The sequence below is a fragment of the Deltaproteobacteria bacterium genome (genome assembly GCA_019310525.1).
Classification (GTDB): Bacteria; Desulfobacterota; DSM-4660; order Desulfatiglandales; family HGW-15; genus JAFDEE01.
In genome coordinates this window covers 29,188-54,370 of sequence record JAFDEE010000007.1, presented here as the reverse complement: position 1 = coordinate 54,370, position 25,183 = coordinate 29,188, and the positions used below count along the sequence as shown (strand labels likewise).

21 protein-coding genes are annotated in these 25,183 nt (G+C 54.8%); 6 read left to right on the top strand and 15 right to left on the bottom strand.

All coding sequences use genetic code 11. The annotated features are described in order from the left end of the window. From JRF57_01790 to JRF57_01755, 8 genes are all read right to left on the bottom strand, one after another. The coding region (locus JRF57_01790; GenBank protein ID MBW2302425.1) for a hypothetical protein at positions 1-310 on the bottom strand (310 nt) is incomplete at its 3' end. 172 nt (positions 311-482) lie between these two features. Next, positions 483-1,016, bottom strand: a complete 534-nt coding sequence (locus tag JRF57_01785; GenBank protein ID MBW2302424.1) for a TRAP transporter small permease — start codon at positions 1,014-1,016, stop codon at positions 483-485. 7 nt (positions 1,017-1,023) lie between these two features. Beyond that, positions 1,024-2,085: a TRAP transporter substrate-binding protein DctP gene (gene dctP, locus JRF57_01780; protein MBW2302423.1), complete on the bottom strand. Its 1,062-nt coding sequence runs from the start codon at positions 2,083-2,085 to the stop codon at positions 1,024-1,026. 101 nt (positions 2,086-2,186) lie between these two features. After that, positions 2,187-3,080 (bottom strand): oxaloacetate decarboxylase, encoded by an 894-nt coding sequence (locus JRF57_01775; protein ID MBW2302422.1) that lies wholly within the window; start codon positions 3,078-3,080, stop codon positions 2,187-2,189. A gap of 65 nt (positions 3,081-3,145) precedes the next feature. Beyond that, entirely contained in the window at positions 3,146-3,742 is a 597-nt protein-coding gene (locus JRF57_01770; GenBank protein MBW2302421.1) for a cupin domain-containing protein, read from the bottom strand. A 414-nt stretch (positions 3,743-4,156) separates the two neighbouring features. Beyond that, on the bottom strand, positions 4,157-4,648 hold the full coding sequence (locus tag JRF57_01765; protein ID MBW2302420.1) for a DUF3795 domain-containing protein: 492 nt from the start codon (positions 4,646-4,648) through the stop codon (positions 4,157-4,159). 529 nt (positions 4,649-5,177) lie between these two features. Next, entirely contained in the window at positions 5,178-7,082 is a 1,905-nt protein-coding gene (locus tag JRF57_01760; GenBank protein MBW2302419.1) for an aldehyde ferredoxin oxidoreductase family protein, read from the bottom strand. 375 nt (positions 7,083-7,457) lie between these two features. Next, positions 7,458-8,693 (bottom strand): reductive dehalogenase, encoded by a 1,236-nt coding sequence (locus tag JRF57_01755; GenBank protein MBW2302418.1) that lies wholly within the window; start codon positions 8,691-8,693, stop codon positions 7,458-7,460. Between the two features lie 545 nt (positions 8,694-9,238). Here JRF57_01755 and JRF57_01750 point away from each other — a divergent pair. The 6 genes from JRF57_01750 (at position 9,239) to JRF57_01725 (ending at position 15,679) form a co-directional block, all read left to right on the top strand. After that, complete coding sequence (locus JRF57_01750; GenBank protein MBW2302417.1) at positions 9,239-10,273, top strand: hypothetical protein; 1,035 nt, start codon at positions 9,239-9,241, stop codon at positions 10,271-10,273. Between the two features lie 134 nt (positions 10,274-10,407). Next, complete coding sequence (locus JRF57_01745) at positions 10,408-11,184, top strand: enoyl-CoA hydratase/isomerase family protein (GenBank protein MBW2302416.1); 777 nt, start codon at positions 10,408-10,410, stop codon at positions 11,182-11,184. 107 nt (positions 11,185-11,291) lie between these two features. Continuing rightward, complete coding sequence (locus tag JRF57_01740) at positions 11,292-11,795, top strand: hypothetical protein (protein ID MBW2302415.1); 504 nt, start codon at positions 11,292-11,294, stop codon at positions 11,793-11,795. Positions 11,796-11,817: 22 nt separating this feature from the next. Further along, positions 11,818-12,948 (top strand): PHP domain-containing protein, encoded by a 1,131-nt coding sequence (locus JRF57_01735; protein MBW2302414.1) that lies wholly within the window; start codon positions 11,818-11,820, stop codon positions 12,946-12,948. 142 nt (positions 12,949-13,090) lie between these two features. Beyond that, entirely contained in the window at positions 13,091-14,530 is a 1,440-nt protein-coding gene (locus JRF57_01730; protein MBW2302413.1) for a dephospho-CoA kinase, read from the top strand. A gap of 189 nt (positions 14,531-14,719) precedes the next feature. Then, positions 14,720-15,679 carry an MBL fold metallo-hydrolase gene (locus JRF57_01725; protein MBW2302412.1) on the top strand — a complete coding sequence of 320 codons (960 nt, stop codon included), beginning with the start codon at positions 14,720-14,722 and terminating at the stop codon, positions 15,677-15,679. A 347-nt stretch (positions 15,680-16,026) separates the two neighbouring features. On the opposite strand, the gene JRF57_01720 is transcribed toward JRF57_01725, so the two are convergent. The 7 genes from JRF57_01720 to JRF57_01690 form a co-directional block, all read right to left on the bottom strand. Next, a complete protein-coding gene (locus JRF57_01720; protein ID MBW2302411.1) occupies positions 16,027-17,292 on the bottom strand; it encodes a 4Fe-4S binding protein in 1,266 nt (421 codons plus the stop codon). 116 nt (positions 17,293-17,408) lie between these two features. After that, complete coding sequence (locus JRF57_01715; GenBank protein ID MBW2302410.1) at positions 17,409-17,894, bottom strand: response regulator; 486 nt, start codon at positions 17,892-17,894, stop codon at positions 17,409-17,411. Positions 17,895-17,910: 16 nt separating this feature from the next. Next, entirely contained in the window at positions 17,911-19,284 is a 1,374-nt protein-coding gene (locus JRF57_01710) for an AMP-binding protein (GenBank protein MBW2302409.1), read from the bottom strand. Positions 19,285-19,380: 96 nt separating this feature from the next. Further along, positions 19,381-19,785, bottom strand: coding sequence for a VOC family protein (locus JRF57_01705; GenBank protein ID MBW2302408.1), 405 nt, complete (start codon positions 19,783-19,785; stop codon positions 19,381-19,383). Further along, positions 19,778-21,526: a hydantoinase B/oxoprolinase family protein gene (locus JRF57_01700; GenBank protein ID MBW2302407.1), complete on the bottom strand. Its 1,749-nt coding sequence runs from the start codon at positions 21,524-21,526 to the stop codon at positions 19,778-19,780. Before JRF57_01700 ends, JRF57_01705 begins: the two co-directional genes overlap by 8 nt. Positions 21,527-21,545: 19 nt before the next feature. Beyond that, on the bottom strand, positions 21,546-23,621 hold the full coding sequence (locus JRF57_01695) for a hydantoinase/oxoprolinase family protein (GenBank protein MBW2302406.1): 2,076 nt from the start codon (positions 23,619-23,621) through the stop codon (positions 21,546-21,548). 228 nt (positions 23,622-23,849) lie between these two features. Further along, positions 23,850-25,163, bottom strand: a complete 1,314-nt coding sequence (locus JRF57_01690; protein ID MBW2302405.1) for a TRAP transporter large permease subunit — start codon at positions 25,161-25,163, stop codon at positions 23,850-23,852. Positions 25,164-25,183: the final 20 nt, after the last annotated feature.

Genomic DNA, 25,183 nt, shown 5'->3' with positions numbered 1-25,183 from the left:
CCGTGGAGACCACGCGCGGATCGTTGCGATAGCCTCGTTTGCGGATGCAGCGGCCATGACAGAAGCGCTTTTCCGGATCCCCCTTTCGTACATGACGTCCGAGACCTTTGCGCATTTTGCTCGGAGTCATGACACCGCGCTGAGGGCTTAACCGGTCTGCGATCAGATCGTCATAACCTGTTAATATCGCTTTAAGTATTTCCAGCATCAAGGGGTTTTTCAACTGCTCCAATCGGTAGACGATTTCATTGAGGTTCACTTTTCCAATTGCAAGATCGAACTGGAGTGTAATATGAATTTGTTGTTCCATCACGGTCTCTCTTCGTTCAGGTTCATATTTGCCGATATAAACCTATGAAGGAGACCGTGACTTTTTTGCAAGGAAAATTTCGGCTGCGCACCCAAAAGACAACGCCGATGGGTCAAACGCCGCAGGGGGGCGTCATGTGCTCCGACGATTCTCGCACATGACGCCCCCCTGCTCACGCCGTGCCGAAAAGGACCGCTCGGTTCCGGGGCCTGAAATAATACTGCCCATCAGGGCCATGCCACAACTTTTGAACGTTACGAAAAAGTTTGCAAAGGTTGATCAAAAGTTGTCCGCCAAAGGCCATAAATCCTATAAAGGCACTGATTTTGGCCGGGTAAACGGGTACTTCCAATTCGGCTCCCGGTAAAACCTCCCTGGCCAATAAGGAGGAATAAGCGTCCAGCCCCACCTGCCAGGTCATCACCCCGACAGTTAAGAGTGCAAGCAGATAGGTCGCTATATCCAGAGCCAGTTGAGGACGCTGTTTGAGGCGCGACCGCAACAATTCAACCCGCACATGGTCATGACTTTGCTCGCAAGGAGCAAACCCCAAAAAAACGGCCAAGGCAAGGGACATCCCCACGATCTCGATGGTACCTTCGATGGAGCTACCCAGGAACAACCGACTTAGCACTTCTGCCAGGATAAGCAGCATCATGGCCCCGATAGCCAAGCCACCCAATGTGCCTAACATTTTGATTAACATGGGAATTTTAGTCCTGATATTTTTTCAATAGGCGTTCAGCTTTGTCCAGGAGCGCCTGCCCGCCGGCTTTGCCCTTGGTTTTTTCGAGCCATTTGTCTTTGCTTCTAGCTTCACAGTCTTGAGCCCATTTCAGTACTTCACTTTTTGAAATAGAAACCATTTTCAGGCCGGCCTGGGTCATCTTGGTGGAATATTGTTTTTCAAGTTCTTGTATTTCTCTACTTTCTACTTTGCTGTACTTCCGTCCGGCTTCCTGGAGAGCTTTTTGTTGTTGCGGCGACAATTTGTTGAAACTGTCCAGGTTCATGGTGATAAGGGCCACCGACCCTATAAACTGGGGAATTACCAGCAAGTGGTGATTTTTCCCGATCTCATATAGTTTGTATTTGAAGTATGAGGTCAGAGGAGTATAGTTAGCGTCGATGGCTCCTTTTTGCATGGCTGAATATACTTCTCTGCCCTTGCAGAATACGATATTGGCCCCCAGAGCCGCCATGTGCAAAGCATCATAGCCGCCGGCACAGCGGACCTTAAGGCCCTTCAAGTCCGCCAGGCTTTTGAGGGGCCGGGGGCCGCCCACGCTATGTTTGCCGAATACGTGCACTGCGACCAGACGCTGGTTCCATTTGTCCAGGGCCTGTTTCAACTCGGGAGCTTCGGCATAAAGTTCCCAGAAAAAGGCGGCACGTTTTTCCGGCGCCACCGGTCCCCGCAGGAACGGTTCGGCCACGGTCCAGGCCGGCAGTTCGCGGGGGTAATAAGGCACGAAAATGAAACCCATGTCGGCTATGCCGGACTGGATTCCTCTAAGGGTTTCCCTGGCTTTCATCAAGGATCCACCGAAATACATTTCAAAAGTGATCCGCCCCTTGCTACGTTGCTTGATTTCTTCAGCCAGCCATTGAGCCATCTGGCCTTCCATGCCTCGAGGTGGGTTGTAAGTCGAGAAGCGAAGCTTAACGACATCCGAAGCCTGAGCAGGCAAGCTGAATGTGGCCAGAATGATGACCACAACAACCAGAACCTGTATACTGACTGGGTTTTTCCATTTAAAAATATTTTTCAACATATCAACCCTCCTTTCGTTTCTATTCGGCAAACAATTTCTGTTCGTCATGATTTGCACCGAATGCTCGGTTGCTATCATATAAAGGCCCACACGGCATCTTTTCACTTGTCACGGTCAAACACCGTCAGTGCTCGCTTTTCGTATTCACGTTCCAGGTTTCGCAAAGACTCCAGGCCGATAAGTTGATTGAATTCTGTGAAAGTGGTCATTTGCTTCAAAAAGTTTGCAGTTGTTCCCAGGCGTTTGATTTCTTGCATTAGTTCCCGGATCACCTTGGCGATCGCATAGGTGGCTGAGACCGGAAACACCACCACGTTGTACCCGATTTTTTCCAGTTCCTCTGCCGGCAGCAAAGGGCTTTTGCCCCCTTCCAGGTTGTTGGCCAGGGTCGGGGCATCGATTTCTCGATTTATTCGCCGCATATCTTCCACCGAGCGTGGAGCCTCCACGAAAATGAGATCAGCTCCTGCTTCCCTGTAAAGATTTCCCCGTTCAATGGCTTCATCCAGACCGTGGGTTGCCAAGGCATCGGTGCGGGCCATGATCACCAGGTTATCATCTACCCTGGCATCCACCGCTGCCTTGATCTTGGCAACCATTTCCTCCCGGGCCACGACCTGTTTACCTTCCATGTGTCCACAGCGTTTGGGGAAAAGCTGGTCTTCGATGAACAGACCCGCCGCGCCGGCCCTCTCCATTTCCTTGACAGTCCGGATTACGTTCAGCACGCCGCCGTGGCCAGTGTCCCCATCGGCCAACACAGGCAAATTAGCGGCCTCCACCATACGCGCGACACAATCCGCCATCTCAGTCAGCGTCAAAAGGGATACATCCGGTTTGCCCAGCAGAGAAGCGCTGACTGAATAGCCTCCGATTGTGAACGCCTTGAAACCGCAAAGGGCGATTATATGGGCGCTCAGGGCATCGTGGGCTCCCGGCATAACGAGAATCTCTGGCTCTTTGATGTACTTTTGCAAAAGGATCGTGTTTTTCATGATAAGAACTTTCGTGTTGGATTGTGTTTGCCGTCAGCAAACGCTATCGGCAAAAAAAATTAGCCTTAGAAATTGCGAGGGTTGCAGAAGACCACCAAAAACCGCGCCGGACGATCGCCGATACTTCGGGACATATGCGGTCGGTCCGAGTCGAAATAAAGACAATCGCCCGCAGAAACGATGTGGGATTGGCCGTCATAGATAAATTCCTGGGTCCCTTCCAGCATGAAAACCAATTCCTGTCCTTCATGGACAAAAGGCTCCTCAGGCAGATCAAAGCCTGCCGTTAGTAAATATCCATCCATGATTCGATCTGTTTTTTTATGGGTCAGGGATTCATACTCATAGCCCATGGGTGTGCCGTTGCGAATAATAGTACGTCGCTGCGAAGGTTTGATAATAGAGAGCTTTACAGGCTTTGGGGTTGTGGTTTCCTCTCCCATAAGGGTTTGGACATTCACTTTCAACGAATAGGCAATCTTGGTTAATGTCGATATCGTAGGAGTCTTCTCGCAGTTTTCAATTTGTGATAGATAGCTTTTGGAGAGACCCGTCAAGGAGGCAAGCTTATCCAAAGACCAATTTTTGGCGCTTCTAAGTTCCCTAACCTTGCGGGCTATCGTCTTTTCTAACTCCCGACTTATCTGTTCCACCTGATTCATAGTAAAAGCACCGTACACTCACAGCAAACATATGTCAAGGAAAATTTTAGAATAATGAATTTTTATGATGGGGGTGCTTTTTAATGGATGGCCTTTAACGCGCGCTCCCTTTTCGCTCACCAACGGAACGAATCGGGTTGTCAGGACCCGGCAGGAGACCGCGCCGTTCATAACCTGAGAAAGGGATTTAGGCAAGATAAGGCGTGGGTCTCGGATTTATGGGACCAGGATGGGTATTGCCCTTCAGTATTTCATCACTGAAAGAAGGCGTTCTTTGAAAATCTCGGCCCTTCTTGTTTTCAGAAAAAGAAAACCCCCCGGATAAAAGCATTAGAGAAGAAAGTGGTTCATCTCGTGAGCAAATTATCCCAAAAGAAATAAGCGAGCGAAACTGATCCGGGAAGAAACAGCAAACTAGTCCAGATCCAGCTTCGTTTTACATTGATTGCATCTTACAACGCCCCGGAAAACTTTATTACCGCATTCCGGACAAATATAGCGGGCTTCTTCATCTTGAATCCATTTTTCAGTACCCACCTCTCGCCAATACGGAATGGCCCGCAAAATAACTTTTTTGCCAACAGCCATGGGAAAATTTTCAATATACTGACAAGGAAATTCATCGCATTGATGACATCCGGTGTAACCTTTCTCCCTTGTGCAGGCCCTGATTTCACACTGCTCGCAATGCATAAACCGATCGTTAGACAGGCACCCATTGCATCGTATATCTTCTGCTGAAAGATTTTCACTATTAGGGAGAGTGCCCTTGTCTGGAACTCCTCCTTTGTAAAGATTCACTAAACGCTCTTTTAGTTTTTGATTATTATCGCGGTGTGCAATATAAATCGCACAAACTCCGCAATAAAGGCCACAGGGTGCGATAAAATCCGGATTTACTTTCATTGTTTCAATTCTCCTGTTTGTCAAATTGTTAATATTGCAAATGTATAACAGCCAGCTTGAGGATGCGTGTAAAGGGGAGACGTAACACGCCTTCCTCTCAAAGCAGTTATTGACTGAACATTATTTAGTGTCCATCCATAAATGGCCAATTTCCGCAATCTCTGCGCCTGCCGGCAGACAGGTCAGGCTCAAATTTTAATCCTCAAAATACTTCAATGTATTCCTGCGGTTAAAATTTTCGCCTTCCTTGACCTTGCACAAATTTTCTCATTTATGGATGGACACTATTTAAAATCGATATTGGGAATCGTTAAGACTATGGATAATAACGCTGCGGCTGTCAGTCAGAGTATAGGGGTGCCGAAGTGGAACCGCCTTTTCTCTGGCTTTAAGTCATGGTCTTGGAAATTTTCGACTTCCACAATGTCAGCCCAGATTCTCATGAGGAACTCATTCCCTTTCGGGATTTCTAGAACCATGGGTCGCGCGAGAGCCAAAAGTGGGTTTTTATCAGGTATGGACGCCGGGATTATGAGCTCTGTCCTGTGTCGAGATCAGATTCAGACACCAGGTCTCCCAGGCCGAGCCTGTCCAAGGTATCCTTTAGGGGACGACCGGTTTCAGGGTCCCATCCCATGGCCTTGCGGTATTCCGAGGCAAGAGCATCGGCATCAATAACAACCCCTGTCAACGGGCCTTCCCGGTGGGGTGGGTCTCCCATCATCCTGGGATGCAACCGTATGCGGGAAGGCTCCACACCTTCCCTCAGATTGAAGCATTGCCTCAGGGTTTGAATTCGGGCGCCGGTCTCGAGGACCTCAGGGATGTCCATGTCCCACCCCGTTACAGCGTTTAAGTACTCCAGCAGGGGAAAATTTCCAAAGAAGATGACCGGAAACAGACAGGCCCCGGCGCAGGTCCCCACCTGCCAGTAACAGGAGGACACGGCGCTGGGCTTGCCCTTGCTCCGATATTCGTACCGCTCGTGACCGTGAAATTCCAGCTCTGGATAGGGCGCAATGGCCCCCGGTCCCGCATCGATGCGGGCCATGGGAGTGGCGGTGTGCCTCCCCGGTGTGGGATCGCACAGGTAACCCGTTCCCCTGCCGGGCAGGAAGAGGGGATTGTGCATGCCGGGCTCCTGTCCCCCCACATGGACGGCCAAGACCCCGGATCCCTTCCCGATCTTTTCGGCCGCCACGCGCACCCCGTCTGCCAGGATATCACCGATGCCCTCGCGTGCTATGATTTTCCGGAGCATTTGGATCATGGCCTCCGCGTCTCCCCACCTGAGCCCGATTCCATCGGTATCGGTCTCTGTCAGGATTCCCTTCTCGAAGCACTCCATGGCGAAGGAGAGCACGGTGCCTGCCGAAATGGTGTCCAGTCCGCTTCGGTTGCACATGTCCGTCATCTTGAAGAGGGCGTGAAGATCGTCATTGAGGCACATCGCTCCAAGGGCAGCCAGGGTTTCGTACTCCGGCTTGTGCAGGTGCTCCAGGGGATAGGGGCCATCAGAAACGGACAGGATACCTCCGCAGGCGATCGGGCAGTTGGCGCATCCATACCGCTTCTTCTGGTATTGGATCAGCCTGTCGCCGTCTGCGATCCTTTCAACCCCTGGAAAGGCCTTTTCCCCGGCCTCGAGCCAGTTCTTGATGGGGGTCGCTCCGCTGGACACCAGCGGGCCGGTAAGCCCCCCCGTGCCGTATTGGGTGAGTGCGGAGGGAAAACCACGGGCCTCACGAAGATTCTCCAAGAACCGGCGGCGCAACCGATCCAAGGCCCCGGCGTCGGCGACAGCGACCTTCCCTGTGCCCCGTACGACCACCGCCTTGAGGCGCTTGGAACCCATCACGGCTCCAACACCGGAGCGCGCGGCTATCCGGCCCTTGTCGTTGACGATTCCGCTGATCAGGGAGAGTTTTTCGGAGGCGGGCCCGATGCAGGCGACCCTTGTCCCGGGGCCGCCGAATTCCCCCTGGAGGAACTCCTCGGTTTCGATCGTGTCCTTTCCCCAGAGATGGGACGCGTCCATGAGTTCGAGCCGATCATCGGTGACTAGGAGAAACTTGGGGTCTGTGGCTTGCCCCGTAAAAAAGAGGGCATCCCATCCAGCGGCCTTTAAGGCACTTCCGAAGTATCCCCCCGAATTGGCATCTCCCCACCCCCCTGTGAGAGGAGATTTGCAGACGGCCATATAGCGCGCGCCGCTGGGGGCCCTTGTTCCTGTGAGGGGCCCGGTCGTGAAACCCAGGATGTTCCCGGGTCCCAAGGGATCCGCGCCTTTTTCCTGACGCTCGTAAAGAATGCGGACTCCAATGCCGTAGCCACCGATGAAATCACGGTATAGACTTTGATCCGCCCGTTCGACCCGGACCTTCCCGGTGGAAAGGTCGATAAACCCAAGCTTTCCCGTATACCCCCCGGCCATGATGATTCCTCCATTATCGAAAGGAAAATCTCAATCAGGGACCTCTTAATTTATCTCTAACACAGACGGCATCTCAAGTGAAGGCAAGGAATTTATTGTCCCATTCTGGGAATGGGAGAAACCTGCGTCTTCAGACAAAGACTTCAGTTCGATTGTTTCTTCAATAGGATTCAAGGATTCAAGGGATCGAGTGAGAAAAACGGATTTGAGCTGAAATGATTTTCACTTGAACCCTTGAACCCTGAACCCTTGGCCGGGCCGGAGGGTGTTGTAGTAGTAGAGGGTGGGTGAACATCTGATTTGATTCTGTTGGGAAATTGCGATTCAGTCTCCCTTTTGTTTCGGGAAAATCAGGGTGTTCCGAGTAAAGCCTGTTCATTCCTCATGCGGAGGGGACGGCACCCTTAGTTCCCCATCTATTTCTTCAAAGTCAAGCCACCATTTCCTTCTCTTGTCCGCCTTCCCATAACCCATAAGATCGTCACCCCATATTCCGAAACGCCTGGCAAAGGGCACATGGGTCATGGTCCAGCTTATGGCCCTGTGGAACAAGGTATATGGTTTGTTCCACGGGCACACCTTAATGCAGGTCCCGCAACCGGAACCGTTAGGGTTACCGACCCTCATGGCGGTACACTTCTCAACGTCGTTCATCCATTTCATGTACCCGTTATACATCTCCTTATCGCCGTAACTGATGGCCTGGGACGGGCATTCCCGGGCGCACTTCCCGCACTTGGAACAGAAATCCTGGAGACCGAAATCGATGGGTTTGTCTACGGCCAAAGGAAGATCAGTCGTTATAATCCCTGCCTTGAAGCGGGGCCCCAGGAAAGGATTCAAGACGATATCCCCAATCCTGCACATCTCTCCCAGACCCGCCCAGAGGAGGATCGGGGGGACCACCACCTGGTAATTCATGGCGTGATGGGCCCTCGCGGGATAGCCTAGCCTCCGGATATAGTCAGCCACGATACAGGTGATGAAGGCGGTCGTGGAATAGGACAGGAAACTCATGGAATTGCTGATCCAGTCATGCCCATTGGTGGCCGAAGAGGTTCGCCAGTCCTGATCCACCAGGACGGCGATGGCGTATTTGTGGTTACATTCCACGGGTGCACCGTCAGCCTTCCGGTGGCTGAAAACGGCATAGGGTGGGAGTTTGCAAATGCCGACCAGGTCCGCCCTCAGGAAGTAGCAGACTTCCTTTATATGCCTTGCCATCCTCTGCGGATCATCCGTGCCGGGGGCCTGTTTCTTCGCCACTTGAGGCATAGGCGCCCAGGATGAGGCGCCCCACGCGGTGCCTGAATAGTCTATTTCTTCTTTCGGGGGTTCAACGAGTTCACCCAGATAGCCCGTCATGGCATCAAGGGCACCTGAGAGGGGGTGCTTTGTTACAAAGCGCTTGTACTCCTTTTCAAGCCTTGGGCCGAATTCTCCGTGTCCGGCCCTGTAAAACCCCCCATCCCGCTCTGATACCCGTTGAACCTTGGCTTCGTCAATAAAAGTTGTAGGCCGGTCCACCCTCTTAAGCTTATGAACAGGAAAGGGATCTGGATGTTCAAGGGTCGCACTGTCTCTTAGGTCGGAATTGAAAATTCTGGTCATTCATATTCCTCCTTCTGGATCCTGTGTGCCAGCCCCTTCCAGCTCATATCGCCTGAAAGGGACATGTTTACTGGCAAAAAGCCTGGATGAGCAAGAGATATGCCAGGACTGGAAGAGGCCTGATACCCGGTTCAATCAATGGGATGAAGAATCACAGAGAGAAAATGGGATGCACTGAAACTGCATTTTTAGAAAAATTTTGTCCGACCATGGCAAAATTTGGTCAGATGCAAGGACCCCAAAATTGTTCCCGTGGGTGGTTGTTAAGGCAAAGGGGAGCGCATGTCTGATCCGCTTGCCCTTCTTGATAAGACATGTCAAACATGATCCTTTGACAGGATCGGGGCTACGTATTAGCCTGAAAAAACCCATACAGATTCTTTTTCAAGGAGACAGCATGGGGCCCGTGCCTGCATCTTCCCGAAACTGGATGGGATCTCCTGCTTTTTCGGGAGGGTCGGAGAGATCGGGGAGTCCCGGCTCTGCTGGATCCAAGGTCCCTTATCTTGACCATGAATGAAAAACACCCTGACTCTGGAAATCTTTTGCATTCTGTTGCCCAAAGGGGCGCTTGGTGGAGAGAGAGATACGATGAACTCCTGGAAATTGCGGGACGTAGTACTACACCCTGTATGGTATACAACGAGGAGACTATCAATGACATCCTGTTTGATTTCCTATACTTAGAAGATGTAAAGGAGGTTTTCTTCCCTTGTGGGATCGGCTTTCACCCGGATATCCTGGACAAGGCCCTTCGTATGGGCGCCGGCTTCACCTGCACCTCCACCCGGGAAACCAAGCGACTCTCAATGTCCCTGTCGAATCTTGGGGGAAGCCGGGTTCTCCTGGTCCAGGGGGGCGAGATGGACGGGCCGGTCCCGGAACTTCTCACCGCCTGTATCTGCCGGGTCCTGGATGAGGCCGTTCGACTCGAAGATCTCTCCGGTGGTCCTGAAGGTGCCTGGATCTTCGTGAGCTTGGATCTTGGATCCCGGCGCGAAGAGGATATTTCGGGGGTGTCGGTAAGAAAGGGCGTAGAAAGGGTGATCCGGGGCCTGAAGGAGTTTCCCGTTTCCTGGATGGGTTTTTACCTGAAAGGCTTGGACGGGGTTTTGAGGGAGGGAATCCCGAGGGAGACGGTCGATTGGATGTCGGACCTGTCTTCCGCTGTTCCAGGAGAACGACTCATTGTTTTGGGGGAGGGTGCGGTGGTTTTGCGAAAGGATGAAACGGGAAGGGTGGCCCAGGCCCCAACGGCCGAGGTCCTTGAAATGGTGAGAGAAATCTTCCCGGATTTCGATCTGTGGCTCGATCCCGGAATCCGGGCATTCGAAGCCTCCGGATTGCTCTTGGTACGGGAAGGGGATATAAAAGAAGGGGGCGGCGATCCCTTTGGGATCCTTGAATGGGCCGGGCGGGGTCCTACTGGAGGAATAGGCCGACCTTTTGCGGGCGCTTATGGGGGGATCAAAGCGGGGGACGTTTTTGTCTTTCCTTTCCTGGGGGCATGGGGTGCCGCCCAGGACCGGATCCCGAAACATTACCTGCGGGCGCGGCGCATGTGTTTGGTTCCCTTGTAGCGGCGGAAGGATTTCCGGGGGGGCATTAGAACCGCACGGGTACAAGGAAGCGGTAATTTTAGGTAGTGTCCATCCATAAATGTTCTCATTTATGGATGGACACTAGGTAGACCAGGAGGGGGAAGGTCATGATGATGTCCGATGAAAGTATTCTGGTGGAGACAAGGGGCCATGTGGGCGTGATTTCCCTCAATCGGCCGGAGCAGTTCAACACCTTTGACCGGTCCCTGGCGGAGGGGCTATGCCGGATCCTGGAAGAAATGGACCGGAGGGAAGAGGTTCGGGTCGTGGTCGTCAACGGTACTGGCAAGGCATTTTGCACGGGCATCGATCTCAAGGATTTTTTCGGAAAATCGCTCCCGGAATACAGGGAGTGGATCCGGGCCATGGAACGGGTCTTCCTGGTCATTGCCGGGATGAAAAGACCGGTGATCGTCTCCGCCCAGGGCTATGCCGTTGCAAACGGGGTGGGGCTGCTGGCCGCCGCCGACCTGGCGATCGTGGCGGAAGGAACAAAGATCGGAGCCACGGCCGTAAACGTGGGACTTTTCTGTATGGGACCCGCGGTTCCCCTCTCCCGGTCCCTCGGCAGGAAGCGGTGCCTAGAGTTGCTGATGACCGGAGATTTGATCGATGCCGAGGAAGCGGAACGCTGGGGACTGGTGAACCGAGTGGTCCCCAAGGACAGGCTTGAGGAGGAGACCATGGCCCTGGCGGAAAAGCTGGCCTCGAAAAGCCCTGTGGCCCTTCAAATGGGTAAACAGGCCTTTTATGGCATGTCCGACCTTGAATTCGCCAAGGCGCTGGAATATACAAACGAGGTGTTCGCAAGTCTCTGTATGACGGAGGATGCCCAGGAAGGGGTCCTGGCCTTTCTTGAAAAGAGGAAGCCTGTGTGGAAGGGGCGTTAGTTCGTGGATGGGCACCAGTTGAAATGGTCTTTCCTGCCGGCCGGAGGCTGGGATAGCGTCCGGGAGTGGCGTTCCCGAGGAAAGACGAATGAAAGGAGTTCGGCCTCATGGGTGGCTTGGTGGCTTTTTGCAGGAACCGCTGCACGAGTGTTGAGCAAGTAGATGAGAAGATGCTGAGGGCCTGGTGCCGCCTTCAGGACACGGGCTTGGACGTCTTCGTGGAGATCAGGGTAAAGCTTCCGGACCTGGAGGTGCTGGCCGCCAAGGGGGAAGTTTATAGGAGTGATGGGAAAGCCCTTTCAGAGGCTGTGGGAACCTTAAAGAAGGTGGTGGGAATCCGTGTGGGCCCAGGAATGGGAAAGATCATCAGGGGATTGCTGGGAGAGGACGAGGGGGTGAAACAGTTGGCCTTTATGGTGGAAGAATGCTGCCACGGGGTGATCTTGACCTTCACCAAGGAGACCCTGAAAAAGGCCCCCCAAGACGTCGAGGAAGCCCGGAAGTTCTATGCAGGGATGGCCAGGGAGAACCTGAGGCTGGTCAATCGATGCGCTGCTTATGCACCGGGTAGTTCACTGGTTGAAGGGCTTGAACCCGTCGACGAGAGATAGGGAGGAGTGCCGGGAGAACACCATGCTCAGGTTCATGAGGAACAAGCTGGTCACGGTCACCAGGGAAGGAGAAGGGAGCCTGAAAGTTCACGGGGTCCTGGAGGATGATATCTACGGGCTGGAGCTGGATCTCTCCGTGGGGATCCCCCAGATGGAAATCCTTGCCATCAAGGGCAGGTGGACCCGCTGGACGACGCCGGAGTGTCACAGGGCGATTCCACTCCTTGAAGGGGCGGTGGGTTTCAGGATCATGGAAGAGGGATTCAAGGGAAGGGTCCAGAAGGTGATCGGGCGGAAGGCCTGTCGCCATTTCGCCAACCTGCTCCTCGAATGTTGCCACTGCGCCCGGGAGGCCGTGGGGCAAGCCGGAGGGGATCCGGTGGAGGAAAAGGCCGGGGAGACCTCGGAGTCATCCGGGGGAGCGGATTCGGGCACTCTTGAAGGGGGTGTCCCAGGGACGGTCTCCCCTGGGAAAACCCTGAAGGATACGGTCGGGGGAACTATCATCGATCTTCACGTTCACACCGCCCAGGGCTCTCCCTGCAGTTCGGCATCCGTGGATGCCCTCATAGAAGAGGCGCGTCGGATCGGGCTGGACGGGATTTGCCTGACCGACCACAATCATCTCTGGCGGGCGGAAGAATGTGAAGCCCTCTCCCGGAAACACGGTTTCATGGTCTTGAGAGGGAACGAGATCACCACGGAGCAGGGGGACATCCTGGTCTTCGGACTCGATGAGGACATCCGGGGACTCATCACACTGGAGGCCTTGCGGGAAAAGGTCAGAGAGGCCGGCGGGTTCATGGTGGCCGCCCATCCCTTCAGGGGTTTTCTGGTCTTCGGGGCCGGGGATCTCGGCCTGACGCCGGAAGAGGCTGGAAAACGAAGGCTTTTTCAATTCGTGGATGCCCTGGAGACCCTGAACGGCAAGGTTACGGAAAGGGAGAACGCCCTGGCATCCCGTGTTGCGGAGGTGATCGGGCTTCCTGTTACGGGGGGGAGCGATGCCCACGAGGTGGAGGAGGTGGGGCTTTACGCGACGCGATTCGGCCGCTCGATTCGTAACGAGAAGGACCTGGTCCGGGCCTTGAGGGAGGGGGATTTCTCTCCCGTAGCCTACCGAAAAGGCTTGGCCGCCGCCTGTAAAGCATGAGAAGGTTGCCGGGGGGGGTGAGGCCCGGAGAAACAGGGCAGCAACAGGTTCCGGGAACACCCAAAGGGCCGGGGAAGCGCAAGTTTTTCCGGGCACCGTTCCGGAAGGGAATAAAAGTACAGAATCCAATGGAGGAAAGGAAATGGCGAAGGGGTTGAAAGGCCCGGATTGGGGAACGCTTATCAGAAGGATGGAGCAATTGATGAGGCTGACCTCCTTCCCCGTTGCCTTCAAAATGCTTGAGAAGAAAGGGGATCTTGAGAAGATTCCCTTCATGCGGCGTATGAAGCACAAGGTGACGCTTTGCCAGATGATCACCCTGGTCCGAAATGCCGATTGGACAGTCGGGGCGGAGCGGGACGACTTTCCCTCCCCCATGTGCCCGTCCGTTATAGGGCTGGCGGATACACCGGACTATTACAAGGACGGCACTTTCCGGAGTATCGTCTGGACCCGGACCAAGGAAGAGGGTAGGAAATACGAGGAGTCCATTCCCCGCCTTCCGCTGGGACGTTACGAGGCCGTGGCCCTGGCGCCCCTTGTCTACAATCCCTTTGACCCGGACATCGTGCTGATATACGCCAATCCGGCCCAAATCATGCTCCTCATCAATTCCCTCCAGTTTGAAAACTACGAAGTCATGACTTTTCATTGCGTGGGGGAGTCTTCCTGCTCCGATGCCATCGCCCGTTGCTACTTGACCGGCCGGCCCTCCCTGGCCATCCCTTGTTACGGGGAGCGGAGGTACGGCCATGCCCGGGACGAGGATCTGGTCATGGCACTGCCGGCCGGGATGATGGAAAAGGCCCTCCGGGGGATGGAAGCCCTCTACCGCAGAGGCGTCAGGTACCCGATCAGCTACGCGGGTCCTGAAATGGATCTCACCGATGCCTTTCCTCCGGCATACGGGGCCCTGGAGAAGCTGGAAGAGGTGAGGGGAAAGGACGACCGGCTGCTCCTGGCCGTAACGGGCGGTATCGCCACGGGAAAGAGCACCGTGACGAGGATGCTGGAGGAGAAGGGGGCGCCCCTCATTAACTTCGACGACTTGGCAAGAGAAGTAGTCCGCCCGGGAAGACCGGCCTGGAGGGACATCGTGGACTACTTCGGGAAGCAGGTTTTGGGGGAGGACGGGACCATTGACCGCAAGAAGTTGTCGGATATTGTATTCAGGGACATGGAAAAGCGAAAGAAGCTGGAAAGCTTTACCCATCCCAGGATCGATGAGGCCTTTCGGGAGAAGGTCAACCGGTTGGCAAGAGAAAACCCGGGGGCGGTCATCCAGGTGGAGATCCCGTTGCTGATCGAGTTGAACCTCCAGTATCTTTACCACAAGGTCCTGCTTGTTTACACCCCCAGAGAGAAGCAGATCGAGCGGCTGGTGGAACGGGACGGAATCACGGTGGAGCAGGCCGAAAACATCCTCAAGGCCCAGCTTCCTATCGAAGAGAAGGTGGGGTATGCCGACTATGTCATTCACAACGAACACAGCCTGGAGGAGACCCGGAGGCAGGTTGATGCCCTCTGGGAAGAATTGACCGGGATTCAAAAGCAGAAGGCGCGTAAAATAAAGGGTAAATGAAACCGGGAGAAATCCTGAGATGAACCCAAATTTGCATGAACGCTTGCCCGCCGGCTGTTTGGCGCGAACGTAGCGGAGGGAACATCCCTTTACCCTTCACCCATCGGGTGCTGTCAGAATGCTTTAACATATTGCAATAAAGATCAATTTCATTATTAATGCATAGTTTGGGATGAAAGGAGGATGGGAATGAACCAAGGCCATTTCTCTCTAAAGGCGGCGGAGCGTGTAGAAATCCTGACCCTTATGGACAATTATGTGGACCTGCTTCTGAGGAGCGGGGATGTGGTGACTAGGCCATCCACAGAGAGGGACGGGATGATTTCTGAAGACACCCTGGTGGCCGAGCACGGTCTCTCTCTGCTCGTAACAGTGTTTGGGAAAGGAGAGAGACATACCGTTCTCTTTGATACCGGACACACGGCCATAGGGGTTCCACACAATATCCGGCTCCTGGGGGTCGACCTGGGGGAGGTGGAGGCCATCGTCCTGAGCCATGGGCATATGGACCATACCGGGGCCCTTTATCCCATCCTCGAAGATCATCCTGGCCCCGTGCCCCTGGTGGTGCATCCCGCAGCCTTTTATGCCCCCCGGTACCTGAAACTCGAGGACGGGCGCAGACTTCTCTTCCCTGATACCCTGAAGAGGGATGAATTAGAGAAGAGAGGGGCCCGCATCCAGGAATCCGAAGCCCCCGTTCTGCTGGCGGGAGACATGATCCTGGTTACAGGGGAGGTGGAGAGGACTACCGATTTCGAGAAAGGATTCCCCGCTGCGGTCATCGAGAGGGAAGGAAAAGAAGAACAAGATCCCATTCGGGACGACCAGTCCCTGGTGATCCATTTGAAGGACAAGGGACTGGTCGTGGTCTCGGGTTGCGCCCACTCGGGGATTATCAATACGGTTCTTTATGGAAAAAAGATCACGGGCATCGAGACGATCCATACGATCATCGGGGGTTTTCACCTTTCAGGTCCGGTCTTTGAACCCGTCATCGAGAAGACCGTCGAGGCTATGAAGCCCATGGACCCGAAAGTCTTGGTCCCTATGCACTGCACGGGATGGAAGGCCGTCGGAAGGTTTTCAGAGGCCTTCCCCGAGGCCTTTATCCTGAACAGCGTGGGGTCCAGATTCATCCTTGACTAAGCGGTGGGTCCTTTTCCCGATTCTTTGAGTAGCAAGGATTTTCATATCTTTCCGAGGGATATTTCGGGGATGAGACCCCTTTTAATGTCCCATACTGGGAATGGGAGAAAATCCCTCGCCTTCAGGCGAAGACTTTGGTCTGATTGTTTTTTTGAGTAGGGTTCAAGGATTCAAGGGGTCCAGGGTTCGAGTGAGAAATCGGGATTTAAGGGAAAAATGATTTTCACTTGGCCCCTTGGCCCTTAAAGCTATCGGCTTCAGCCGATAGTAGTTTAGTCTCCGCTTGGTAAACGTTTTTCTCGCCCCCGGGAGTTTCCACATGGAAGGGAAAAGGTCCACCCGGCCTTTCACTGGAAAGGGATCGCCGTCCCCTGGTTGTTCCAGATGACCCTTTCCCTGTACCGCCGGTCCCTCAGCTCGATGGCGCCCCCGGGACAGATACCGACACAGAACCCGCAGCTCCAGCATCTGCTTTCATCAACGCTGATACCCTCCTTTTCGGCCTCCATCCTGAATACGTCGTAGATGCAAGCCTTTTCGCAGGCGCGGCAGAGATTGCACTTGCTTTCATCCACGACCGGGACGTAAGGGCACTCCGGCGGCATGACGAAGGGATACTTCTCCTTTGCGCCGAGGGTCGCGGGGTCCGTGATAAGAGGGAGTACCTTTCCCCTGAATTCGTCGATAGAGCGATATCCCTTGTTTTTCATCCATGCTGAAATACCGCGATGGATCCTGTCCAGGATCTCGAACCCGCCGAAATAGAGCCCGGATCCGATGCCCGCCAGGTGGCACCCGCACAGGAGGTATTGCAAGGCATCCCGGGGGGCTCCAATTCCGCCTATCCCGATGAGCGGGATGTCCGATTCCCTTCGTATACGAACGATCCTGGCGAGGGAATAGGGAAGAAACGCCCGGCCCATGACGTAGCCCTCGATGGCGGGAGCCCCGAAGGGCACCTCCTTTTCCACGTCGATGAGGATCCCCCCTGGAGCGTTGTGGGCGGTGATGAAATCCGGGGATGCCCGGTGTAAGGACGCTATGAACGATTCCAGGGGTTCAAGCGTCGGGCCGATTTTAAGACCGACCGGTATGGAAGTGTGCTCCTTGACCCTCGAGATGATTTCTATCGGGACTTCGAACCCCTGGTGGAAGACCCTGGAGGTATGGGGGCAGGAGAAATTCAACTCGATCATGTCGGCCCCCGCCTTTTCAAAGGCCCTCGCCCTGCGGATCCAGAGGGGAAGGTTCTCCGGGACCTCGAAGTAACTGGCGATCAACGGCATGGATGAGGCACGGCAGATTTCGGCCATCCTCGAAATCTTGTCGAGCCATGGCCCGATATCCTCCACGTGGGGGGCCGCCAGGGAGAGAAGGCAATTCCCTTCCTTGTAATCTTTTCCGAATACCTGCAGAGGAAACTGGTAGGGGCGGACCCGGACCTTGTGTTCCTCTCTACTTGTGAAGGTCTTGGTGACGATCCCTCCGGCCGCTGTCCCGGCAAGTTTTTCAATCAGTGGAACATCTGAACTGCATTCGCTGGAGGCGGCCAGTACGGGGCTCTTGAACCGAACTCCGGCGACGGACACGCTCAGATCCGGGATATCATTCATGATACCAACCTCCTCCGGCCGTTAACGGGTTGGGATCTCGGAAATCCGCCCGATTCGAAGAGGGAACGATGAATGACGGAGACTGCATCGAGCGGGTTTTCCCGGGATTGAAGTCGTCAGTAATACTTCTTCCAGAACTCGGGATCGGATTTCTCTTTCCAGTAGGCACCGAATTTTTCTTCAAAAAATGGTTCCAGCCTGGAAAACCACCTTCCCAGCTTCTTGTGACCCTTCCCCCGATCTTCCAGGACGTCCTCCAAGAACATGCGGATGTCGGCAATCTTGTCCTTGGGGATATAGGCGTTCGCTCCCTTCTTGAGAGAGGCGACCAGATTTTCCGGACTGAGGGCATGTGCCGTCAGCATCAGGGTGGGGATTCCTTTTTTCCTCGTCAGAGCCAGGAGCTCATACCCCCTGACTCCCATAATATCAAGGATGGCGGCATCATAAGTGTTTTTTTCGAGAAGATCCTTTGCCGCTTCAAAATCTGTCGCAGGGTCCAGGATGGATGAATCGAGCACCTCCTGAAGCGTTCGAAGGATATCGGGCTCGTCATCGACGATGAGGATCTTTATGCCTTTAAGAATGTCTTCCCTCTGCATGAAATCTGCCTCGCAGTCAGTCATTTTCCCCGAGGACTTCGACGTATCGGGTTTTTTTCTTCTCCCTGGGGAGGGTTTCAGGAGGAACCCATTGGAATCGGGGAGTGATTCTTATCTCTTCCTTGAAGTAGCGGACCATTTGTTCCTCGAGCTCGGAAAGGTCCGTCTCCTTCACTCCCGGACCGTACTCGATCCTGATATTCAAGGGGGGTGGGACAAGGGGACCAGGCTTATCGAGAAGGATCCGGAAGAACCCCGTGACGCGTGGAGTGAACTTGAGGACGGCGGTTCGGATTGCCTCGGGGTATACGTTGACCCCCTTTACTATGAGCATGTCGTCGGCCCTCCCGATGATCTTGAACCGAATGCCTGGCATCCCACAGGTACAAGGCTTCGTAAAGACCTGGAGCATGTCCCCGAGGGCATAGCGCATGAAAGGGCCTCCCTCCCAGTCGAGGAATGTGAAGACCATTTCCCCTACAGCCCCATCCTCGATTTTTACGGGTTCCTTGGTGCCCGGGTCCACGAGTTCCAGCAGACAGTGGTCTTCGGAGACGAAATGCATTCCGCTGAATCGTTCGGGAGGTTCGTCACAGGAAATGCCGTGAAAGGCGTGTCCTCCGCCGGTGTGGTCGAACACCTTGGCCCCGAAGCCCTCCGCCAAAACTTTCCGGACTTCCGGGTTTCCCCCTCCAGGTTCCCCGGCGCAGAAAAACCACCTGAGGCCGAGTTCCGTTGCGGGTTTCCCCGTAAGCCGGGGGCATTTCTCAATGAGGTACTGGCCGAAGGAAGGTGTTGCGATGATTGCCACCGGGGAGGTGAGCCTCAGGAATTCCAGCACCCTCTTGGTTCCGCCCTCGATTCCCACGGGAACCACGCAGGCCCCCATGTGCATAATTCCCTGGGACAGGGGAAGTCCTCCGGTGAACATGCTGAGGGAGAGGGCCTGGAGCATCACGTCTCCCGGCCGGATACCTGCCCGCCAGTATTTCCTGGCATGCATCTCGTTGACGATCTCCACATCGTGGCGGGTCAGGGTATAGAGGGTAGGCATCCCAGTGGTGCCGGAAGTGGAGTTGATCCTTATGATCTTCTCTTTCGGGGCGCAGGCCAAGAGGGCATAAGGGTTTCCGTACCTTTCTATGGATTCTTCCTGGATCCTCCTGTGTTCATCCTTGGTCATGACGGGAATCTTAGTGAAATCCTCGAAGCTTTGGATGTCTTCAGGCCTTGCACCTACCTGATCGAATTTTGCCCTGTAAAAGGGAGAGCGATCATAGTTGTAACGAACCTGCTCCTTGAGTCTTTTCAGTTGCAGGGCCCTGATCTCGTCTCGTGAGAGCGTTTCTATCCTCTCGTTCCAGAGTCTTCTTTGCGAAAGATTCGTCATGTTTCCCTCCCTGGAATGAATTGGCATGTCATGGCCCGGTTTCCACACTAGCGTATCCGGGATTGATGACTTCCGTATGGGGAGCCGTCCTTCGGTTCAGCCGTCACCCTCGCAGATTTCAAGCAGAATTCCTTGGGTGGTCTCAGGGCGAAAAAAGGCCACCGGCCCATGGCTTCCCTGCCTGGGGAAACCCTCCGTCACTTCCGGGCCTTTCCCTTTAAGTTCTACGAGCGAGGTGACAACGTCCTTTACCCTGAAAGAAATATGGTTGATGCCCTTCCGGACCCCCATGGCCTTGCGGGCGATCCCCTCTTTCTCCTCCAGATACTGAATCAACTCCAGGTCGATGTTACTCGCCTTCAGGGTGGCGACCCTCAACCCCACTTCGGCCATATCCACGACTTTCGTAGCCTTCAGATTGAAGATCTCCTCAAACAATCTCAGGGCTTCCTCCAGGTTTTCTACAATGATGCCGATGTGATCCACATAGGGTTCATTCATGTGATTCTCCCCGCAATCTTTTAGTGGCAGCCTCGTCCACTCTCAGTGTTTCGGCGTCTACGACGACACCGTAATCGTCCCGGGCGCTCCTGGGGGAGACGACCCCGTTCCGAACGTCTTCCAGGACCCTTTCAACGGGTCTTTCACGGGGGTCACCGTATCCGCCCCCTCCTCCGGCCATTTCATAGAAAACGGTTCCCTTCGGGATATCGCGGATGATCTCCTTTGATTTGGGCACCTTTACGGTTCCATCGGGGTAACGCAACTCGATCCTGTTAAGGCTCCCCGCCTTGCCCCCGAAAAAACCGAAGGCCCGGGCCTCTTCCTCGATACCGTCTCCAAAGGCGATCCCCGTAACATTTTCGCCCTGGATAATGAATTCCGTCTCCACCCCCAGTCCACCCCTCCATCGGCCGGCCCCGGCCGAGTCAGGCAGGTACTCGTGCTTGATGAGGATATGGGGATCGTGAACTTCGAACATTTCATAATCCTGGGCGAGGATGCCCCCGGCGCAGTTGATGAGCCCGATGTGATCGTAACCGTCTGCCATCCACGTCGCACCCGATCCTCCCTTCAGGGCGAGAAAAAGGATGTCCACATAATGCCTGTTTTTTCTGGGGTCCATGCCCGTCAAGGTGAATCCCAGGAATCGGTTCCACCCGGCGGTGACACGCTTGGGAAGGGCCTGGGACATGGCCTTTAAAATGGCGTCCGCGTTGGGGCCCGTGATGCTGTTGCCGAAGGTGGTGGCTGCGGGAAACCGGGCATTGAGAAAGGAGCCTTCGGGGTTGATGATCTTGATGGGGCGAAGGATCCCGTCGTTGTGTGGGATATCGGGATTGATGAGCATGAGAAAGGTGAGAAGTACGGCGGACGCCGTGGCCGCGTATGGGGCGTTGACGAACCCTTCGGTCTGGGGTGAGGACCCGGTGAAGTCGAAGGTGATCCCGTCCCCCTCAACCGTAACGTTTAGGTTGATTTTCATCCTGGAATCTTCGTGGATTCCGTCATAGAACACGATGCTTTCCCCGTGGTAGGTTCCGTCCGGTATGGCGCGGATTTCGCTTCGGACCATTCTTTCCGTGACATCGAAGAGGTATTCGACGTGATGGTTGAAGGTCTCAATGCCGTACCTTTCCAGGAGGGCCTTGACACCGCGCTCCCCGACCACGCAGCCTCCCATCTGGGCCTTGATGTCCTCGGCCACGATGTCGTACCGGATGTTGGCGAAGATCAGGTCCCATACGTCCTTTCGGAAGATCCCCCCGTCATAAATCTTGACGGGGGTGATCCGGAGGGCCTCCTGCCAGACCTCCCGTGCCTCCGGGTTGTACCCCCCGGCAACCGCTCCTCCGATGTCAGCCTGGTGACCCTTGCAGGCGGCCCATGCCACCAGAATGTCCCCGTGAAAAATGGGCTTGAAGACCGCCACGTCCGCGTTTTGGTTTCCTCCGGTGAAGACGTCGTTGTGGAGTATGACATCGCCGGGATGGATGTCTTCTCCGAAATAATCGACAATGTGCTGGCAGGCGGGCTGGATGGCGAAGGCGAGAACCGGGATGTACTCCGTCTGCTCCAGCATCCTGCCTTTTGGGTCGTAGAGACCGGTGACAAAATCCCGGGCTTCGTTCAATATGGGGGAACGTGTGGTCCTCAGCAGGGTAAGGCCCATCTCTTCCGTGATTGACTTGAGTCTTCGCTGGAGAACCGATGCGAGAATTGGATCGATCTTTTTGGCCATGGGTTTCCTCCAAACCGCCTCATACGAGGGTCAAAAGGTAACTGCCGTACTCGTCACATTCGATCTCCCATTGCGGGGGGACGAAAATGGTCGTGTTCACCTGTTCGATGACGGCCGGGCCCTTGAGATGGTGGCCGTACCCCATCCGATCTCCGTCGTAAACCTCGACACTCAGGAAATCCCTCTCCGATGGCACAAAGACCCGCCTTCTTCCACGTAAGCAACTCCTTGGGTCCTTGCCACGGTAAGCCTCTTTCTTGAAGTGCGGTTTCTGGGTGGTGCCGATGGCCGTCATCCTTAGGTTTACCATCTCGATGTCTCTGCCCTCTCCCTTCAGAGAGTAACCGTAGAGCCGGTCATGGGCCTGGTGAAAGCGTTCTTTGATGTCCTCCAGGCGGAGTTTTTGGAGCTCCTCACGGGGTATGGCGACATTAACTTCGTGGTATTGCCCGACATACCTGAGGTCAAGGGAATAGCGATATGCGCGGTCCGGCGCTGGGATGTCTTCCCTTGAAAGGACCTCCTCCCCCTCCTTTTGGAGTTTTTCAAACAGGGACAGGAACCTGGTCCGATCGATCGTCTCCTCCGAGAGGACCACGTGATAGGTCCCTACGAAGTCGTGCTTGAGGTCGGAGAGAAGCATCCCCGCGGCACAGAAAATAGAGGATTCCTTAGGGATAAGGATCCTTGGAATTTCCAGCTCCATTGCAATCATGGCCGCGTGGATCGGGCCGGCTCCGCCGGCGCACACCAGGAGAAACTCCCTTGGATCGTAACCCCTTTGCACGGAAATTTCCCTAATGGCAGAGGCCATGTTCACGTTCATGATATGGAACATGCCGTAGGCGGCCTCCTCCACGCTCATGCCCAGGGGATCGGCGATTTTGTTGCGGATGGCCCGTTCCGCCGCCGGTGTATCCAGCCTCATTTTTCCACCCGCGAAATACTCTTCGTTCAGGTACCCCAGCAGCAGGTTGGCGTCGCTGCATGTGGGCTCCGATCCCCCCAGCCCGTAACAGGCCGGACCGGGCCGCGCTCCGGCGCTTTGAGGCCCCATTCGGAGGAGACCCCCTTCGTCGATCCAGGCGATACTCCCCCCTCCCGCCCCGATGGTGTTGATCTCCATCATGGGTAAGGCCAGGGCATGCCGATTGACCTTTCCGTTGGTCGTGACCATGGGCTTTGAATCCTTTACGAGTGCGGCATCGAAACTGGTTCCACCCATGTCGATGGTGATGAAATTCTCCTCGCCGTGAAGACCGGCGTAGGCGGCTCCTGCTATGGGGGCGGCGGCGGGTCCCGAGAGCAGGGTACTGGCGGCCAAATCCACCACCGTCTCTGGAGAAGTGACTCCGCCGTTGGACTGCATAATGAGCAGGATCCCTGAAAAATCTTCATTTTTAAGCCTGCCGGTCAGGGCCGTAAGGTAATTTCTCAGGAGGGGTCCCACTGCGGAATTGAGGACTGTGGTGCTTACCCTATCGTAAAACCTGATCTGGGGCAGGATCTGTGATGAAACCGAGAGGTAGGTTTCGGGAAGGCCTTGGCGGACCACTTCCGCGGCCCGATGTTCGTTCCAGGGATTTGCATAGGCGTGCATGAAGCAGATCGCTATGGCCTCGACTCCCTCTTTTTTGAAAATTTCGATCCCCTTTTCAACGTCTTGAAGGAGAACCTGTTTCACGATTTTCCCGGAATAATCAACACGTTCCTCAACCGGGATGCGCAGATACCTGGGTACGACGGGTGGAGGAGGGAGGTATTTGTTGTTGTAAAGTTCCTCCCTTATCCCCCGCCGCATCTGGAGGGCGTCCCTGAAACCCTTGGTCGTCAGAAGTCCCGTTTTGGCCACCTTTCCCGTGAGAACGGCATTGGTCGTTACCGTGGTGCCGTGAACAATGATGCCTACATCCTTCAAAAAAGATGAAAGACTCAGGCCTTTTCCTTCGGCCATCTCGGCGAATCCAGACATCACCGCTGTGGCCGGATCGTCCGGGGTGGAAAGGACCTTGTAGATTTCCGCGTTTCCCTCGGGATCCACGAGCAGAAAATCCGTGAAGGTCCCTCCGACGTCCACTCCGATTTTAAAAGTCATGTTTCTCGCTCCTTGAGGTCAGAATCCGAGATAATTCAAAGTCCGAAGATGTCGTGTTTTTCAAGGTATCCGGAAGACCGGGAAAGCGGTAAGGGCCCCGCCGGGGCCTCTCCCTGAAGGAACCAACAGGTCTCTCGTAGCGGAGAACAGGCCCCGGGCCTTTCCCCCGAAACAAGAGGCTCGTTTCACCACCGCCTACAGAGGAATTCATCGATGCGGGATTTCGGATCATTTCATGAGCCCCGGGAGATAAAGCGCGATCTGGGGAAAAATCATCACCAGGACCATCACCATGGCGTCGCAAAGGAGAAAGGGAATTCCCGCCTTGTAGATGTCACCCATGGTGGTATCTGGCGGTGCAACTCCCTTCATGACGAAGAGCAAGAGACCGAAAGGCGGGGTCGTATTGGCCATTTCCATGTTGATGAGCATGATCAGGGAGAACCAGAGGGTGTCGAAATGAAGGGCATTGACAATGGGGAGGAAGATAGGGATGGCGATCATCACCATGGAAAGGTTGTCCATGAAGCAGCCCAGGAAGAGAAGGAGGACCTGCATGGCGATCAGGATCATGATGGGCGGCAGATCCAGGTCCGTAACCACCCGAATGAGACCTGCGCTGGCCCCCGAGAAGGCCATGATCTGGCTGAAGGTCATGGAGCCGACGATGATCATGAACATCATGGAGGTGACCCGAACCGTTCCGATAATGCTTTTCTTCAGAGTTTCGGTACCCAATTTCCCGTATGCCGAAGCCAGGAGGATGGTCCCAAGGGCTCCGAGGGCCGCCGCCTCGGACGGGGTGGCGATTCCCAAGAATATCAGACCGATGACCAGGAAGATGATGAGACCGAGGGGCAGGACGTGGAGAAGGGTGCCCTTCAACTTTTCCCTCAAGGAAAGGTTTGGAACCTCGAAGGGCGGAGCAAGATGGGGCTGGAGCAGGCAGCGGATCACCACGTAAGCGGCATAGAAAAAGGCGATGAGGCAACCCGGAAGGATGCCTGCGATAAGGAGCCCCCCAACGGATATCTGGTTAAGAGCTGCAAGGAGGATGGCGAGTGCGCTCGGCGGGATGAGCATCGAAAGCCCGCCGCTCCCCATGACGGGGCCGATGCTCATGGTCTTGTGATAACCCCTTTTCTGCATGTCCGGCACCAGCATGGAGCCCAGAATGGCAGTAGTGGCCATAGTCGAGCCGCTCATGGTGGAGAAAATGGCTCCGCCCAGAATGGCAAGAAGGGAGAGGCGCCCCGGGACCTTCCCAATCCACTGGTCCACGACGTCGATGGCCTTGAAGCCCAAGCGGGAATGAAACATCACCTCCCCCATGAGTATGAAAAGGGGGACCGGAAGAAGGCTGAAGGAGGTGAGGCTTTCCATCATGTTCAGGATCAATTGAACGATGCCTGCATCCCCCCCCAGAAAAAGAAATGCCCCCAGGATATCGACCAGGAGGAAGGAAACGGCGACCGGCATGCCCGATAACATCAGGATGACCATGACGCCCAACATGAGAATTAGTGCGAGCCACCAATCCATTTATTGTTCCTCTCGGGGAA

What these genes read in the sequence shown, in the direction of transcription:
- JRF57_01785 (MBW2302424.1), bottom strand. Translation starts at nt 1,016, where the DNA reads ATGTTAATCAAAATGTTAGGCACATTGGGTGGCTTGGCTATCGGGGCC.
- dctP (MBW2302423.1), bottom strand. Translation starts at nt 2,085, where the DNA reads ATGTTGAAAAATATTTTTAAATGGAAAAACCCAGTCAGTATACAGGTT.
- JRF57_01775 (MBW2302422.1), bottom strand. Translation starts at nt 3,080, where the DNA reads ATGAAAAACACGATCCTTTTGCAAAAGTACATCAAAGAGCCAGAGATT.
- JRF57_01770 (MBW2302421.1), bottom strand. Translation starts at nt 3,742, where the DNA reads ATGAATCAGGTGGAACAGATAAGTCGGGAGTTAGAAAAGACGATAGCC.
- JRF57_01765 (MBW2302420.1), bottom strand. Translation starts at nt 4,648, where the DNA reads ATGAAAGTAAATCCGGATTTTATCGCACCCTGTGGCCTTTATTGCGGA.
- JRF57_01760 (MBW2302419.1), bottom strand. Translation starts at nt 7,082, where the DNA reads ATGGCCGGGGGGTATACGGGAAAGCTTGGGTTTATCGACCTTTCCACC.
- JRF57_01755 (MBW2302418.1), bottom strand. Translation starts at nt 8,693, where the DNA reads ATGACCAGAATTTTCAATTCCGACCTAAGAGACAGTGCGACCCTTGAA.
- JRF57_01745 (MBW2302416.1), top strand. Translation starts at nt 10,408, where the DNA reads ATGTCCGATGAAAGTATTCTGGTGGAGACAAGGGGCCATGTGGGCGTG.
- JRF57_01740 (MBW2302415.1), top strand. Translation starts at nt 11,292, where the DNA reads ATGGGTGGCTTGGTGGCTTTTTGCAGGAACCGCTGCACGAGTGTTGAG.
- JRF57_01735 (MBW2302414.1), top strand. Translation starts at nt 11,818, where the DNA reads ATGCTCAGGTTCATGAGGAACAAGCTGGTCACGGTCACCAGGGAAGGA.
- JRF57_01730 (MBW2302413.1), top strand. Translation starts at nt 13,091, where the DNA reads ATGGCGAAGGGGTTGAAAGGCCCGGATTGGGGAACGCTTATCAGAAGG.
- JRF57_01725 (MBW2302412.1), top strand. Translation starts at nt 14,720, where the DNA reads ATGAACCAAGGCCATTTCTCTCTAAAGGCGGCGGAGCGTGTAGAAATC.
- JRF57_01720 (MBW2302411.1), bottom strand. Translation starts at nt 17,292, where the DNA reads ATGAATGATATCCCGGATCTGAGCGTGTCCGTCGCCGGAGTTCGGTTC.
- JRF57_01715 (MBW2302410.1), bottom strand. Translation starts at nt 17,894, where the DNA reads ATGCAGAGGGAAGACATTCTTAAAGGCATAAAGATCCTCATCGTCGAT.
- JRF57_01710 (MBW2302409.1), bottom strand. Translation starts at nt 19,284, where the DNA reads ATGACGAATCTTTCGCAAAGAAGACTCTGGAACGAGAGGATAGAAACG.
- JRF57_01705 (MBW2302408.1), bottom strand. Translation starts at nt 19,785, where the DNA reads ATGAATGAACCCTATGTGGATCACATCGGCATCATTGTAGAAAACCTG.
- JRF57_01700 (MBW2302407.1), bottom strand. Translation starts at nt 21,526, where the DNA reads ATGGCCAAAAAGATCGATCCAATTCTCGCATCGGTTCTCCAGCGAAGA.
- JRF57_01695 (MBW2302406.1), bottom strand. Translation starts at nt 23,621, where the DNA reads ATGACTTTTAAAATCGGAGTGGACGTCGGAGGGACCTTCACGGATTTT.
- JRF57_01690 (MBW2302405.1), bottom strand. Translation starts at nt 25,163, where the DNA reads ATGGATTGGTGGCTCGCACTAATTCTCATGTTGGGCGTCATGGTCATC.